The 15,252-nt window shown below is 71.0% G+C and carries 13 protein-coding genes; 7 read left to right on the top strand and 6 right to left on the bottom strand.

Annotation, left to right across the window (positions count from 1 at the left end):
• Window positions 1-185 precede the first annotated feature (185 nt).
• Both AB0I69_RS27070 and AB0I69_RS27065 read left to right on the top strand, forming a co-directional pair.
• Window positions 186-767 carry a sigma-70 family RNA polymerase sigma factor gene (locus AB0I69_RS27070; RefSeq protein WP_363098267.1) on the top strand — a complete coding sequence of 194 codons (582 nt, stop codon included), beginning with the start codon at window positions 186-188 and terminating at the stop codon, window positions 765-767.
• A gap of 128 nt (window positions 768-895) precedes the next feature.
• A complete protein-coding gene (locus tag AB0I69_RS27065; RefSeq protein ID WP_363098315.1) occupies window positions 896-2,080 on the top strand; it encodes a zf-HC2 domain-containing protein in 1,185 nt (394 codons plus the stop codon).
• A gap of 194 nt (window positions 2,081-2,274) precedes the next feature.
• Here AB0I69_RS27065 and purU read toward each other — a convergent pair whose 3' ends face one another.
• Window positions 2,275-3,156, bottom strand: a complete 882-nt coding sequence (purU, locus tag AB0I69_RS27060) for a formyltetrahydrofolate deformylase (protein WP_363098266.1) — start codon at window positions 3,154-3,156, stop codon at window positions 2,275-2,277.
• Window positions 3,157-3,247: 91 nt separating this feature from the next.
• Window positions 3,248-3,748 carry a hypothetical protein gene (locus AB0I69_RS27055; RefSeq protein ID WP_363098265.1) on the bottom strand — a complete coding sequence of 167 codons (501 nt, stop codon included), beginning with the start codon at window positions 3,746-3,748 and terminating at the stop codon, window positions 3,248-3,250.
• Between the two features lie 117 nt (window positions 3,749-3,865).
• On the opposite strand from AB0I69_RS27055, the gene AB0I69_RS27050 reads away from it, so the two are divergent.
• The gene (locus AB0I69_RS27050) at window positions 3,866-5,176 is read left to right on the top strand and encodes an ABC transporter substrate-binding protein (RefSeq protein ID WP_363098264.1); all 1,311 of its coding nucleotides are present in this window, start codon (window positions 3,866-3,868) and stop codon (window positions 5,174-5,176) included.
• 25 nt (window positions 5,177-5,201) lie between these two features.
• Here the strand turns inward: AB0I69_RS27050 and AB0I69_RS27045 are convergent, their stop codons facing one another.
• Together AB0I69_RS27045 and AB0I69_RS27040 are read right to left on the bottom strand one after the other, a co-directional pair.
• Window positions 5,202-7,040, bottom strand: a complete 1,839-nt coding sequence (locus AB0I69_RS27045; protein WP_363098263.1) for a hypothetical protein — start codon at window positions 7,038-7,040, stop codon at window positions 5,202-5,204.
• 189 nt (window positions 7,041-7,229) lie between these two features.
• A complete protein-coding gene (locus AB0I69_RS27040) occupies window positions 7,230-8,615 on the bottom strand; it encodes a transcriptional regulator (RefSeq protein ID WP_363098262.1) in 1,386 nt (461 codons plus the stop codon).
• 256 nt (window positions 8,616-8,871) lie between these two features.
• Here AB0I69_RS27040 and AB0I69_RS27035 point away from each other — a divergent pair, with 256 nt between their 5' ends.
• The 3 genes from AB0I69_RS27035 (at window position 8,872) to AB0I69_RS27025 (ending at window position 12,016) form a co-directional block, all read left to right on the top strand.
• Window positions 8,872-9,534, top strand: coding sequence for a bifunctional DNA primase/polymerase (locus AB0I69_RS27035; RefSeq protein ID WP_363098261.1), 663 nt, complete (start codon window positions 8,872-8,874; stop codon window positions 9,532-9,534).
• 107 nt (window positions 9,535-9,641) lie between these two features.
• Complete coding sequence (locus AB0I69_RS27030) at window positions 9,642-10,412, top strand: ABC transporter ATP-binding protein (protein WP_363098260.1); 771 nt, start codon at window positions 9,642-9,644, stop codon at window positions 10,410-10,412.
• Entirely contained in the window at window positions 10,409-12,016 is a 1,608-nt protein-coding gene (locus AB0I69_RS27025; RefSeq protein ID WP_363098259.1) for a transporter, read from the top strand. Before AB0I69_RS27030 ends, AB0I69_RS27025 begins: the two co-directional genes overlap by 4 nt.
• 124 nt (window positions 12,017-12,140) lie before the next feature.
• Here AB0I69_RS27025 and AB0I69_RS27020 read toward each other — a convergent pair whose 3' ends face one another.
• A complete protein-coding gene (locus AB0I69_RS27020) occupies window positions 12,141-12,998 on the bottom strand; it encodes an alpha/beta hydrolase (protein WP_363098258.1) in 858 nt (285 codons plus the stop codon).
• Window positions 12,999-13,565: 567 nt separating this feature from the next.
• The gene (locus AB0I69_RS27015) at window positions 13,566-14,258 is read right to left on the bottom strand and encodes a metal-dependent transcriptional regulator (protein WP_352183275.1); all 693 of its coding nucleotides are present in this window, start codon (window positions 14,256-14,258) and stop codon (window positions 13,566-13,568) included.
• A 237-nt stretch (window positions 14,259-14,495) separates the two neighbouring features.
• Between AB0I69_RS27015 and AB0I69_RS27010 the strand changes: the two genes are divergently transcribed.
• On the top strand, window positions 14,496-15,251 hold the full coding sequence (locus tag AB0I69_RS27010) for an SIS domain-containing protein (protein ID WP_363098257.1): 756 nt from the start codon (window positions 14,496-14,498) through the stop codon (window positions 15,249-15,251).
• The last annotated feature ends 1 nt before the right edge of the window (window position 15,252 follow it).

Here is a 15,252-nt window from a genome sequence, read left to right as displayed (position 1 = left end):
GTTTTAGTCGGCTTCGATCCTGTTCGATCAGATGTGGACCGGGTAGGCAAAGATCCGTTACCACGCGCGCCCCTTCGGGGGCGTGCAATTGCACGAAGGGGCGTGCGCTGTCCGAGGTGCCGACTACATTCGAAGAGACGGTGAGCGCACGCTTGACCCGGGCACGGACACGGTGAGGGGGCCGCATGGCGACAAAGGACGCACCGCCCCGTTGGGACCGCAAGATGCAGCAGCGGCTCGCCCGCGGCGAAGCGGCGGCCCTCGGTGAGCTGTACGACCGTTTCGCCTCCCTCGTGCACGCCCTCGCCCACCGCGTGCTCGGCGACGAGCGCGCCGCCGACGGCATCACCCGCGAGGTCTTCGCCCACGTCTGGGAACACCCCGACGCCTACGACCCCAAGCAGGGCCCGCTGCGCTCCTGGGTGGCCGCGTTGACCGCCCGCCTCGCCGTGCAGCGCCTGCGCGCCACCGAGACCGTCGCCCTCGCCCACAGCGGCGAGGGCTCCACCGAGGAACTGGAGCGCAAGGTCCGCCGCGCCTCCGTCGCCGCCCGCGCCGACTACATCGTCACGTCCATGCCCGCCCCGCTGCGGGCCGCCCTGGAGCTGGCCTACTTCCAGCGCCGTGACTACCGCCAGACCGCCGTCGACCTCGGCGTCACCGAGGACGAGGCCCGCCGCCGCCTCCGCCTCGGCCTCCAACTCCTGTCCACCGCCCACGACGCCGGCGCACCGCCGGGACCAGCGGGACCAGGGGGTGCGGTGTGACCGACGCGAACGACGACCACGAGGCGTACGGCGAGGAGCACTCCGACGAGGGCGGGGGTGCCGTGCCACCGGGCGGTTCCGCGCCCGGCAGCTCCCCGAGCGGTGGTGGCGAGCCGCCGCGCATCCCCATGCCCCGCGCCTCCGTTGAGGACAGCGGACGGCCGCTGCCCGAGCTCGACGCGTCCGAGTCCCGCCCCGTGCCGCTGGTGCTGGAACACCCGGTGCTGAAGGCGTTGCTCGGCGCGTGGGCGCTGGCCGCCTGCTCGGCGGCGGAGACGGCGGCCGTGGAGGAGCACCTCGGCGAATGCGGCGCCTGCGCGGACGAGGCCCTGCGGCTGCGCGGCGCGGTCGGACTCCTCCACCCCGTCGAACCCCTCGACCTGGACCCCGGCCTGCGCACCCGTGTCCTCACCGGCTCCTTCGACCGCCGGCCGCCGCGCATCCCGGTGCCGGAGTGGGCGACGCCGTACGACGCCGAGACCGCGCGCCTGGACGCCCTGCTGCAGGACATAGGTGACGCCGAGTGGCACGCGCCCGTGCGGCTGCGCTGGTTCGACGGCCAGGCCCCGACGAGCCGTCGTACGACCGTCGCCGGGGTCATCGCGCACCTGCTGACCGTCGACGGCCTGGTCGCGAAGGCGCTGGGCCTCGACGACCCGCTGGGCGGGGAGGCCGACAAGGCCACGACGCCGACCGCGCGCACCGAGGCGTACTGGCGGGCGTCGCACTTCCCGCCGACCCACTCCATCCGCACACCCTGGCGCGAGCAGAGCCACAGCATCGTCCGCACGGTGTCGTTCACCGGCGGCAGCACCGGCGGACTGGCCGTGTCCTACGGCGACTTCGAGCTGCCGCTGCACGACGCGATGCTCGACCGGGCCTTCGAGTGCTGGGTGCACGCGGAGGACATCGCGGACGCGGTGGACTATCCGTACCAGCCGCCGTCCGGGCGGTATCTGAACCGGATGATCGACCTCGCGGCACGCATGCTTCCCGCTGTGCTGGCCGAGCGGCGCCGACACGGGTTGGCTTCGCCGGGTGGACGGCATCTTGTCGCTGCCGGGGCGCCTGGTCGTAGCCTGCGGCTGGAGATCGAAGGGCACGGCGGGGGTGAGTGGTTGATCTCCCTCGACTCACCCGGGGCGGTGGGGTCGGCCGAGCATGAGGTGGCCCATATCGCGCTGGACGGTGTGGAGTTCTGTCATCTGGCGGCTGGGCATGTGTCGCCTGAGGAGGCGGCTGCCGGGCAACTGGGAGATCGGGAAGCGATCAGAGACGTACTGTTCGCCACCGCGTCGTTGAGCCGGATGTAGTCGGGCGGCTGCGGGTGCGTCGTGGCTGGTCGCGCAGTTCCCCGCGCCCCTGAAAACTGGGCCCTGGTTTCGAAGGAGCCCCAGTTCCCCGCGCCCCTAAGTAGGCGAACTGGTCCCACCTAAGGGGCGCGGGGAACTGCGCGACCGGCCCCCACGCGCCCGCGGCCGCCCCCGAAACCGAACCGCCCTCGCTCCTAGGCGAACACGACAGTCCGGCGCCCGTTCAGCAGAATCCGGCGCTCGGCGTGCCACTTCACGGCCCGCGCCAGCGCCTGGCACTCCACATCGCGCCCGATCGCCACCAGCTGGTCCGGCGTCACGTCATGCCCCACGCGCTCGACCTCCTGCTCGATGATCGGCCCCTCGTCGAGGTCGGCGGTCACATAGTGCGCGGTCGCACCGATCAGCTTCACGCCCCGCAAGTGAGCCTGGTGATACGGCTTCGCGCCCTTGAAGCTCGGCAGGAACGAGTGGTGGATGTTGATGATCCGGCCGCTCAGCGCCTTGCACAGGTCGTCGGAGAGGACCTGCATGTAGCGGGCCAGGACGACGAGTTCGACGTTCTCCTCGCGAACCAGGTCGAGGACCTGCGCCTCGGCCTCGGCCTTGTTCTCCTTCGTCACCGGGATGTGGCGGAAGGGGATGTGGTACGACTCCACGAGTTCGGCGAAGTCGGTGTGGTTGGACACCACCGCCGCGATCTCCACCGGCAGCGCACCGATCCGCGCCCGGAACAGCAGGTCGTTCAGACAGTGACCGAACTTGCTGACCATGAGGACGATGCGCATCTTCTCGTCGGCCCGGTTGAGCTGCCAGTCCATGTGGAAGGAGTCACCGATCGCCGCGAAGCTCGCCCGCAGCTTGTCCACCGTCACCGGCGGCTCCGCCGAGAAGTGGACCCGCATGAAGAACAGTCCCGTGTCGTGGTCGCCGAACTGCTGGCTGTCCTCGATGTTGCAGCCGGTCATGAAGAGGTAGCTCGACACGGCGTGCACGATGCCCTGCTTGTCGGGGCAGGACAGCGTGAGGACGTACTGATCGGCGGGTGCCGCGGCTCGGGTGGACTGCGCGTTCATGCGGGACAGGGTCCCATATCCCCCTGAGCAGGGAGACCGGCGTCCGCCACCCGGACCGGCGCCATGTGGACCGGCGCCATGTCACCCGCCCCTACGCGGACCGCGTGATGATCTGCAGCACCTCAAGCGTGCGCGGCGGCGCGTCCGGGTCCTCCTCGTCGCTCACCGCCATCCGCACGTGCGCGTCCCGCGCCGCCCGCACCGCCTCCGGCCACGCCTCGTGGTCGACGTACACGGAGACATGGGCGTCGGGGCCGACCTGGTGCATGATCCGCAGGACGCGGAGGACGGCCGTATCGACGAGGGCCGCCTCCTGGGAGTCCCGGAAGATCGTGCCGACGTATTTCTCGGCGGACCAGTTGTCCAGCCAGGTGTCCTCGACGAGGCGGTAGACGGCGTCGGTGACGTCCCCGTACCCGTCGACACCGGCGAGCCAGACATCTCTCTGGAACGCGGGATCGGAGAGCATGTGCAGCGCGGAACGCACGTTGCTGCGCCAGCGCCACCACGGCATGTCGTTCAGTGGCATGCCGCCCATGGTGGAGGAGCGACGGGGGCGACGGGAAGAGTTCTCCGGAGCTTGCACGGTCATCGATCGTACGTTCCTCGTCACACCCACAGGAACGCCCCCTGCAATTCACCTCCACGTCACCACTTGTTGACCAAGAGTCACACCCGGGTTCGCGGGGTGGCGGAAGCGTGTGTGGGCATGACCGGCAGGCGGCGCAACCACAGCACCTTCCTCCCCACGATCACCCGGCCCGTCAGAGCCACCGTCATGTCGGCGGGGGCGCTGGTGGCATGTGCGTCGCTCGCGGCCGGCTGCGGGGTCGTCCCCGGTACCACGGGGGGCTCCGGGGACGGCCCGATCACCGTCATGACCTGGGCGCCGTGGGACACCAACTCGACCAACAAGCCCGGCATGCCCGCCATGGCGACGGCGTACGCGAAGTGGATCAACAAGCACGGCGGTCTCAACGGCCGCAAGCTCAAGGTCCTGACCTGCAACGACCACAACAACAGCGTGTCCGCCGCGAAGTGCGCCCGGCAGGCGGTCGACGAGAACGTCGTCGCGGTCGTCGGCTCCTACAGCGAGTTCAGCGACTCGTACTTCGCCCCGCTGGAGGGCGCGGGCATACCGTACATAGGCGGCTACGGCGTGACGAACGAGGAGTTCACCCGCGCCCTGTCCTACCCCGTCAACGGCGGCCAGCCCGCGCTGCTGGCCGGTCTCGGCAAGGAACTCGCCCCCGCCTGCGGCCCGGTGACGCTCGTACGGCCCGACTCCATCGCCGGCGACGACCTGCCCCCATTGCTGAACGCCGGGCTCGCGGCGGGCGGGCACGCGGCGGCGACCGACCAGCTCGCGGCCGACGACGCCACCGAGTACACGGACCAGGCGACGCGCGCGCTGCGGAGCGCGACCGGTGACGTGTCGGAGAAGGGGTGCGTGGTGCCCTCGCTCGGGGACCGCACCGACACCTTCATGGACTCCTTCCGGCGCGACCGCCAGGACTATCCCGCGGTCCGCACGGCGACCGTCCTCGGCAGCGTCGACCAGACCGAGATCAACTCGACGGGCGGGCAGTCCGGGCCGTACGAGGGGTCGTACATCACCGGCTGGTACCCGGTCGCGGGCGACGCGCGCTGGGACCCGATGAAGAAGGCGATCAACGAGGTGGCCTTCGGCGACAACCGCATCGACCCCGCGGACGCGGGGGTGGAGACCACCTGGATCGCGTACACCGCGTTCAAGACCGTCGTGAACTCGCTCGGCGGCGGTGACGTGACCTCCGACACGGTACGGCGCGCCCTCGACGACGGCGTCAAGGTCACCACGGGCGGCCTCACGCCGACCCTCCAGTGGTCCTCGACCGACGACAACCTCGCCTCCGTCGGCCTCTCCCGCCTGGTCAACGCCGCCGTGACCCTTCAGGTCGTACGGAAGGGTGTCCTGGTGTCGGCGAAGAAGGGCTTCTTCGACATGACGAGCACGCTGGACAGCGCGAACCTGGACTGAGGCCCGCGCCGTCCGGTCGTACGGCTCACAGCTGGGTCGGCTGGCGCTGGGTGAGGCCGTAGGTCTTCGCGATCGTGTTCCAGAGGGCGGCGGCCTTGATCTTCTGGTTGCTGGCGGTGCCGCTCGCCGCGTTGCCGGCCGCGGTCTGGCCCGTGGTGCGGGCCTGGCCCTTCTTGCAGCCCTTCTTGCCGGCGGCCTGGTCGGCCCACGCCGCGTAGTGGTTGTCGGCCGCCGCGGACGCCTTCCACGCGTTGGTGAGGGCGGTGGTCAGGGCGGCGTTGTCCGGCAGCTTGTCCACGGTGAGCTGGGACAGCTTCGTCACCAGTTCGGCGCGCTGCTTGGCGGCGTCCCGCAGGGCGGAGGCGGAGTCACCGAGCTTGTTGCAGGCCTTCACATTGCCCACGGCGTTGATCACCGAGGCACGGCTGCTGCCGCTGTCGGCGAGCAACTTGTCCAGGGCGACGGCCTGTTCCTTGGCGGCGTCGGTGCCCGCCGACGAGGAACCGCCGGTCGCGGCCGACGTGGCGGCGACGGTCTTGTTGGCGTCGCTCTTGCTGCCGCCCCCGCTGAGCAGCGCCCCCGCGCCGACCCCGAGGATCGCGAGACCGACCCCGACACCGGCGATCAGCGGCACCCGCGAACGGCGCCCGCCCCGGCCGCCGTCGTCACCCTGCGCCCCGCGCCGACCGCCGCCGTCCCCGGGCGGGGCATACGACGGCTGAGCGTACGGCTGCTGCGCATAGCCCGGTTGGGCATAGCCAGGTTGCGCATAGCCCGGCTGCTCGGCCTGCGGCGGCGGCTGCTGGAAGCGGGGCATCTGCTGCGTGGCCCCGGCCGGGTGCTCGGCCCCGGCGTCGCTGCGGAAGAGGTTGTCGAACTCGGCGGGCGGCTGCCGGTCCTCCGGCCCGCCCGGCCGCACCCCGTACCCGGGAGCGGCGCCCTGCGCGGGCACCGGCGGGAGGAACTGCGTGGGCTGGGCGTCGGCGTGCGCGGCCTGCGGCATGCCGCCCGCGGGCATCTCCGGCGGCAGCGCCCCGGGCCCGACGGGCGGCATGTACTGGGTCGCGCCCTCGTCCATGGCGGCGGCGGTGACCGGCGGCAGGAACTGGGTGGCGCCCTCGTCGCCGGGCACGTTGACCACCGGCGGGATGTACTGCGTCGCACCGTCGTCGGCGGGCGGCAGCGGGGCGCTCGGGAACGCGGGGGCGGCGGCGGGCGGCAGGGGCGCGCCCGAACCGGACGTGTTGTACCCGTAGCCGTAGGACTGCGCGTCGGTTCCGTAGGCCTGCGCGTCGGTTCCGGCCTGCGGGAGCGGTGCGGGCTGCGGGAGCGGTGCGGCCTGGGCGGCGGGCTGTGGCAGCGCGGGCGCCTGGTCGGACGCGAAGCCCGCCCCGACGTACCCGGCGGAGTGCTCCGGGGCGTATCCCGACGGGTACTCCTGTGCGTACGCCTGCTGCTGCACGCCGTAGGCCGCGTGCTGGGCGCTCTCCTGGGGCAGGGCCCCGGGCTGGCTCGGTATGCCGTCCTGGGCGCCCCACGGGGACAGCGCGGGCTGCTCGGGGGCGGTGCCCCACTGCTGCGACGGCGGCTGCTGCTGCTGCGGATCTCCCCAGCCCTGCCCCGGCGGCGGGGCAGGGGTCTGGTGCTGATGGTGGTGCTGTTGGTCGCGCTGCTGGTCGGGGCCCCACGGCTGGCCCCAGGCCTGGCCGCCGGGGGGCGCGATCGGCGGCTGCTGGCCCGACTGCGGGTTACCGCGTCCGCCCGTCATACCCGGCAGGAGGGGTTCACCTCCGTCGGAGGGCAGCACGATGCCTTCGCGCGCGGGCCGCGCCGAGGGCTCCTCGCCCTGTCCACTCTGCGTCACCGGGACTCCTACGAATGGGGGACCTTCGGGATCGTCGGCTCACGCTACCGGGTACCCCGAGCCCGGTGCCACGCAGCACTGGACTGGACCTCTCCACTTGTGACCCCGGTAACAGTCCCGGGCCCGCATTCGCTCCAAGTGCCGCTGTGCGCCCTCCTTTCGATGTCGGAGCCTTCGTTCACCCCTCGTTCACGCGGCGGCCTGCAACTCCATCCGTGCCCCGAACTCCCGCACCACGGGCTCGTCCCGGTACGGCTCCAGGCGTTGCTGGAAGTCGTCCAGATACTCGGCGCCACGGTTGGACCGCAGCGAACCGAGCAACTCCACCGCTTTCAGGCCCGTGTTGCAGGCCTGCTCGACCTCGCGCTGCTGCACCTGCGCGCTCGCCAGCAGCACGTACCCGATGGCCCGGCGGCGCGCCCGCGACTCCAGGTGCCCGTCCAGGGACTCCTGCGCACAGCGTGCCGCCGCCTCGGCCTGCCCCAGGTCGCGGTGGCAGTGCGCCAACTCGTCGGCGAGATACGCCTCGTCGAAGTGCCCGATCCACGCAGGGTCGTCCCCGGACGACGGATCCGCCGCGTCCAGCGCGCTCACCGCACGCCCCGACGCCAGCTGCGCGGACCGAGCGTCCCCCATCAGGGCGTGCCCGCGCGCCTCCGCCGCGTGGAACATCGCCTCGGCCCGCGGGGTCACGCGCCCACGCGCCCCCTCCTGCGCCGCCCGCGCCAACTGCGCGATCTCACGCGGGTTTCCGAGCTGCGCGGCGAGGTGGCTCATGGAGGCGGCGAGGACGTACCCGCCGTACCCCCTGTCCCCCGCCGCCTGGGCGAGGCGCAGCGCCTGGATGTAGTACCGCTGCGCCAGGCCGGGTTGGCCGGTGTCGATGGCCATGTAGCCGGCGAGTTCCGTCAACCGGGCGACGGCGGCGAACAGTTCACGCCCCACGGCTTCCCGGTACGACCCCGCGAGCAGCCCGGAGACGACACTGTTGAGGTAGTGCACGACGACCGGGCGCACATGCCCGCTGCCGTATTGATGGTCCAGCTCGCTCAGCGCCTGCGTCATCGCGCGCACGGCCGCCACGTCGGACTGGCCGACGCGCGGTCCCGCCGCACGGGCGACCTGCGAGTCCGGCGAGGAGATCAGCCAGTCACGGCTCGGCTCCACCAGCGCGGACGCGGCGACCGACGAACCGGACAGGAAGTCCCGGCGCCCCACGTCACTGCGCCACAGCTCACACACCTGCTCGATGGCCCCGAGGACGGTCGGCGAGAACTGCAGGCCCACGCCCGACGCGAGGTTCTTGCCGTTGGCCATGCCGATCTCGTCGATCGTGACCGTACGGCCCAGCTTGCGGCCCAGTGCCTCGGCGATGATCGCCGGAGCCCGCCCGCGCGGCTGCTGTCCCCGCAGCCAACGGGCCACGGACGTCTTGTCGTAGCGCAGGTCGAGACCGTGCTCGGCGCCGCACATGTTGACCCGGCGGGCCAGCCCGGCGTTCGAGCACCCCGCCTCCTGGATGAGCGCCTGCAGCCGTTCGTTCGGCTGCCGCGCGACAAGTGGCCTTGCGGCCATGGCGTACCCCCTGGGAACAACCCCTGAAGCGAAAAGATCCGGCCGTGAAGATCAATGCCCAGCGAACATGGCGAAAATGCGAAGCATGCGAGGAATGCCGGGGTAAAGGCTGGTGCCAACCCCTCACGTGGCTACCCAGCTCCCGCCGTCGATCCTCCCGCGCGCCCCCACATCTGCATCCATGCGCCCCAGTTGCGGAATCGATGCTCCTCCCCCGCGCGCGCTACAGCCGTAACCCGAGGTGGGTGCGGGAGTTGTGTTGGGCGTGGAAGAGACGATCGCGGGTACCGAAGCCGCTCAGATTCCGAAGCAGCGCGGGGAATCGCTGCTGGAGACAGCCGTACGCTACGCCGAGGAGCGCCACTGGGACGTCTTCTCCGGCACCTGGCTGGAAGCCGTCGACGGGGTGCAGCACTGCTCCTGTGGCGACCCGGCGTGCGCCGCACCCGGCGCACATCCGGCGCGCGAGGACTGGGCGACACAGGCGACGGGCAGCGCGACGGTCGCGCGGCGGATGTGGCAGAAGCAGCCGGCCGCATCGATTCTGCTGCCCACCGGGCGTACGTTCGACGCGATTTCCGTCCCGGAGACCGCGGGGTTCCTGGCGCTGGCCCGGATGGAGCGCATGGAGTTGACGCTCGGTCCTGTCACGTTGACGCCGTCGCGGCGGATGGAGTTCTTTGTTCTGCCCGGGGCTTCGGTGAAGGTGCCGGATCTGGTGCGGAAGATCGGCTGGTCCCCCGCCACTCTCGATCTCGTGGTGCTGGGTGAGGGCGGGTATGTGGCCGCGCCGCCTACGCGGTTCGGGTCTCGGGGGGCTGTGCAGTGGGCTTGTCGGCCGACTGCGGCCAACCGTTGGCTGCCGGATGCGGAGGAGTTGATCTCGCCGCTCGCCTATGCGTGTGGGAGGGATCGGTAGTCGCGCGAGTGCGGTCCGGTGGGGGCTGGTCGCGCCCACGCGGCGGAGCCGCAAATCGGCACAGTCCCGCGCCCTTAGGCAGGACCCCTGACCGTAGGCTGCAAGGTATGACGTCGGCTGTGAGTGTGCGTGGGCTCTGGAAGCGGTTCGGGCAGCAGGTTGCTGTTGCCGGGATCGATCTGGAGTTGCCCGCGGGCAAGTTCATCGGGCTGGTCGGGCCCAACGGGGCCGGGAAGACCACGACCCTCTCCATGGTGACCGGGTTGCTGCGCCCCGATCAGGGGAGCGTCTCGGTCGTCGGGCACGACGTGTGGGCGGACCCCGTGGCCGTGAAGGCGCGGATCGGGGTGTTGCCGGAAGGGCTGCGACTCTTCGAACGACTCTCGGGGCGTGAACTCCTCGGCTACAGCGGGCGGTTGCGGGGGCTGCCCGGGGCCGAGGTCGACAAGCGGGCCGCGCAACTCCTCGACGTACTCGACCTGGCCGGTGCGCAGCACAAGCTCGTCGTCGACTACTCGACCGGTATGCGCAAGAAGATCGGGCTCGCCGCCGCTCTCCTCCACAACCCCGAAGTCCTGTTCCTGGACGAGCCGTTCGAGGGCGTCGACCCGGTCTCCGCGCAGATCATCCGGGGCGTCCTGGAGCGTTACACCGCCTCCGGCGCCACCGTCGTCTTCTCCTCCCACGTCATGGAACTCGTCGAGTCGCTCTGCGACTGGGTGGCCGTGATGGCCGCCGGCCGCATCCGCGCCCAGGGCACCCTGGCCGAGGTGCGGGGCGAATCCCCCACCCTCCAGCAGGCGTTCCTCGAACTCGTCGGAGCGGGCGCCCGCGACCACAGTTCCGACCTCGACTGGCTGGGCGGCGGCACCCGATGAGCGACACCACGACGACCGTCTCGATCACCCCTGTAGTCGTACGACTGAAGTTGTCGCTCCTCCGCAACGGGCTACGGCAGTCCGGTGGCCGACGGGCCGCGTACGTCGCGTCGGCGGTCGTGGCGCTGCTGTTCGCGGCGCTTCAGCTGCTGGGGCTGATCTCGTTGCGCGGGGACACGCACGCCGTGTCCGTGGTCGTACTCCTGGTGGCGGTACTGGGGTTGGGCTGGGCGGTGATGCCGCTGTTCTTCCCGTCCGGCGACGAGACCCTCGACCCGACTCGCCTGGTGATGCTGCCACTTCGGCCCCAACCCTTGGTACGGGCACTGCTGGCGGCCTCGCTGGTCGGGATCGGGCCGCTGTTCACGCTGGTGCTGCTGCTCGGTTCGGTGATCGCGGTCGCGCACGGCGCCGCCGCCTACGTCACGGCGGTCCTGGCGCTCCCGCTCGCCCTGCTGATCTGCGTAGCCCTCGCGCGGGCCGTCGCCGCCGCCAACATCCGCCTGCTGACCAGCAGGAAGGGGCGGGACCTGGCGGTGCTGAGCGGGCTGGTGATCGCGGTCGGGGCGCAGTTGGTCAACTTCGGTGCGCAGCGCCTGGGTTCGTCCGGGCTGTCCCAACTCGACCCGGCGGCCGAGGTGTTGCGCTGGGTGCCGCCCGCGTCGGCGGTCGGCGCGGTGGACTCGGTGAGCAGGGGTTCCTACGGCCTGGCCGTCGCTCAACTCGCCTTGTCCGTAGCTGCTTTGGCGGCCCTGCTCATCCTCTGGTCGCGCAGCCTGACCAAGCTGATGACGGCACCGGACGGCTCCACCCTCCAGTCCGCGGAACCGGCCGCGAAGGACAGGGCGTCCACCGGCGGCCCGGCCCGCTTCCTCCCGTCCGGCCGCACCGGAACGGTCATGGAACGCAGCCTGCGCTACATCTGGCGCGACCCCAAGACCAAGGCCGCCTGGGTGACTTCGCTGGCGATCGGCCTGATCGTGCCGGTGTTCAACGCGCTGCAGGGCACCGGCTCGGTCTACTTCGCGTGCTTCGCCGCCGGGATGCTCGGCATCCAGATGTACAACCAGTTCGGACAGGACACCTCCGCGTTCTGGATGGTCGCGATGACGATCTCCACGACCCGGGACGCCTACGTCGAACTCCGCGCCCGCGCCCTCGCGTTGCTGGTGATCACCCTGCCGTACGCGGCCCTCGTGACCGTCCTGACCACCGCGCTGCTCGGCGACTGGGCCAGGCTCCCCGAGGTGCTCGGCCTGTCCTTCGCGCTGCTCGGCGCGATGCTGGCGACCGGCGCCTGGACCTCGGCCCGCTTCCCCTACTCCATCCCCCAGGGCAGCCACAAGAACGTGGCCCCCGGCCAGGCCGGCCTCGCCTGGATCTCCATCTTCGGCGGCATGATCGCGGCGGCCCTCCTGTGCGCCCCCGTGATCACCCTCACCATCTGGGCCAACGTGAGCACAGAGGGCGACCAATGGAGCTGGGCACTGCTCCCGGCGGGGGCGGGCTACGGGGCGGCGATCACATACGCGGGCCTACGACTGGCGGCACCGGGAACGGCGAAACGGCTCCCGGAGATCCTGACGGCGGTCAGCAAGGGTTGAGGAGTTAAGGGGACCTTTTCGACGCCGGGCCCTGCAGTCCCCTAGGGGCGCGGGGAACTGCGCGACCAGCCACAACGCACCCGCACCCGCCAAACAACCGCATCCCCCGAGCTCTTAGGCAATCTCACACCAGCACCCCATCAAGAAACGGCTCGATAGCCGCCCGCCAAGCCGCCGGCTGGTCATAGTGCACAAGATGCCCGGCATCAGCCACCTCCGCATACTCCCCCCTGGGAAGGACCCGCACCATCTCCTGCGCCTCGGCCCGCCCCAACTCCCCATCCAGCCCCCGCACCACAAGAGCAGGACACCGCACCTGAGCCAGCTCCTCCCAGTGCGCGTCGTACACCCACGTCTCCCGGGACTTCAGCATCTGCTCCGGCTCGAACACCGGCCGCCACCCGTCGGCGGACTCGTGCATGACCTCGGCGTAGAACTCCCCCCGAGAGGGATTCGGCCGCTCCACCCAGGGGTCGTCCTCACCGAACCACTTGCGGACATCAGCAAGCGTGGCGAAGGGAACGGGCCAGGACTTGAACCAGTCCGACCACTCCCGCTGCGAGGCCGCGCCCAGCGCGGACGCCCGCATGTCACAGATGATCAACCCGCGCACCAGATCGGGCCGCTTCGCGGCGAGCTGCCACGCGGTCAGCGCACCCATCGCGTGCCCGATGAGGACGACCGGAGCGAGCCCCAGCTGTTCCAGCGCGGCCTCCGCGTCGTCGACGTAGGCCTCGCGGGTGAAGGACGCCTCCGGCGGCTTGTCGCTCTGGCCGTGGCCGCGCTGGTCGAGTGCGACGGCCCGGTGCCGCTCGGAGAGCCAGCGGGCGGTGGACGCCCAGTGCGAGGCGCGGCCCATCAGGCCGTGCAGTAAGAGAACTCCGGGTGCCCGCTCGATCTCCCCCAGCTTGGGAGGGTCCGCGAACTCCCATGCGGCCAGGCGTACGCCGCCTGCTCCGGTCACGTCGATGCGCCGCGCCATTGGTCCTGGGACCCCCCTAGCTCCGCACGGACCGCTCGCTCCCGCTTCGAGCCCACCGGTCCTGTGAACCACGCTCTGCCGCTTGTGCCGTCTCTCGTCGCTGCCGTCTCTTCTTTCTTCCGTCTCTTCCCTACAGCTCGCGCCCCCCGCGTTTCATCACCGACAAGTTATCGAATGTCGATTCGAAAATGCCGTCTCCGGCCGCAACACCCCTCGTTCGAGTGACCCGGCTCAAGGAATGATCGCCGCTGCCGAGGGGAGATCTTCAGCGGGAGGCGGACCGCTCGGGGAAACCGGTCCGAGGGGAATGACCTTGAGAGCTCGGGGCTCCGGGTCAGCACAGGGGAGGACGGGCCCCGGCGCCGTGCGGCGCCGGGGCCTTCTCCACGTCTGCGGCACATCCTCCCGCCCCCTCACGGTCATATGCCTCATGCGACAGCCTGGCACGCGAAGCGTCCGAGCGCTGCGATTCAGCACACTGAATCTTGGAATGTCCCAGACCGCCGGAACGCCACAACTGCCCCACCCGCCCCATGAGTTGACGGCCCCGCCGGGCAAAGGACGCGGTCAGCGCTTGGCGACGAACACATGCGAGGCGATGTCCGACTCCAGCTCGGCCGCCTCACCACCGCTGCCCACCAGCACCCCGCCGGCCGACTCCGTCACGCTCACCACCGAGCCGGGCTGCACGCCCGCCCGGCGCAGCGTGTACATCAGCTGCGCGTCCGTCTGGATGGGCTCGCCGATCCGGCGCACCACGACCGTCTTGCCGTCCACGCCCGGGTCGAGGTCGGCCAGCGACACCATGCCCTCGTCGAGGAACGGGTCCGCCCCGTCCTTCTCGCCCAGCTCCTCAAGACCGGGGATCGGATTGCCGTACGGCGACTCGGTGGGGTGCCGCAGCAGCTCCAGGACCCGCCGCTCCACGGCCTCGCTCATCACGTGCTCCCAGCGGCAGGCCTCGGCGTGCACCTGCTCCCACTCCAGGCCGATCACGTCGACGAGCAGGCACTCGGCGAGCCGGTGCTTGCGCATCACGCGCGTGGCGAGCCGGCGGCCCTCGTCGGTCAGCTCCAGGTGGCGGTCGCTGGCCACCGCCACCAGACCGTCGCGCTCCATGCGCGCCACCGTCTGGCTCACCGTCGGCCCGCTCTGGTCGAGCCGCTCGGCGATGCGGGCGCGCATGGGGACCACACCTTCCTCCTCAAGCTCAAGGATGGTGCGGAGATACATCTCCGTGGTGTCGATCAGTCCGGACATACGTGCCCCTCGATTACCTCTGCCCGAAGCTCGACGGCTCCGCGGCGCGTGCGCTGGCCCTGGACTCAATTCTGACGCATAGCACTGACAACCGTGCCGCGCCGCTGAAACCAGCCGGTTACGGCCGCCCTCTGCGGCCCCCGGAGACGTCTGGAGACGTGCTGTCGCCGTATTGACATCACCTTGGTCCAGACCGCACGGTGATCCGCGACACAAACTCACCGAGGGGGCTCCCGCATGAGCGACCGTACGCCGGCCGGCCAGTTCTTCGACGCCGCGATCACCCTGCTCCAGCGGGTCCGCGACGAAGAGGCCGACTCCGTCGAGGCGGCCGGCACGCTCCTCGCCGACACCGTGACCGGCGGGGGGCGCCTCTTCGCCTTCGGTGCCGGGCACTCCTCGCTCGCCGCACAGGACATCGTCTACCGCGCGGGCGGTCTCGCCCTGATGAACCTGCTCGTGGTGCCCGGAGCCCTCGGCGTCGACGTCATGCCGGCCACGCTGGGCTCCGCCCTGGAGCGCGTCGACGGCCTCGCGAGCGTCGTCCTGGAGACGTCGCCGCTGCGCTCCGGCGACGCCCTGGTGATCATCTCCCTGTCGGGCCGCAACGCCCTGCCGGTCGAGATGGCCATGAAGGCCCGCTCCCTCGGCGTCTGGGTCATCGGCGTCACCTCCGTGGCGTACGCCTCCGAGACGACGTCACGGCACGTCTCCGGGACGTACCTCAAGGACCACTGCGACGTCGTCCTCGACTCGAAGATCGCGATCGGCGACGCGGAACTCACCCTCGACGCCATCCCGGCCCCCTTCGCCCCCGCCTCCACGGTCGTCACCGCGGCCCTCCTCCAGGCGGTCATGGCGACGACGGCGGCGACCCTGGCCGACCGCGGGATCGAGCCGCCGCTGCTGCGCTCCGGGAACGTGGACGGCGGCCACGAGTGGAACGGCCGCGTGTTCGAGGAGTACCGGGACCGGATCTTCTACCAGCGCTGAG

Source organism: Streptomyces sp. NPDC050508 (genome assembly GCF_040655155.1).
Lineage (GTDB): Bacteria > Actinomycetota > Actinomycetes > Streptomycetales > Streptomycetaceae > Streptomyces.
Note: the sequence above shows the minus strand (reverse complement) of the source record. Positions and strands in the feature narration are given on the sequence as shown.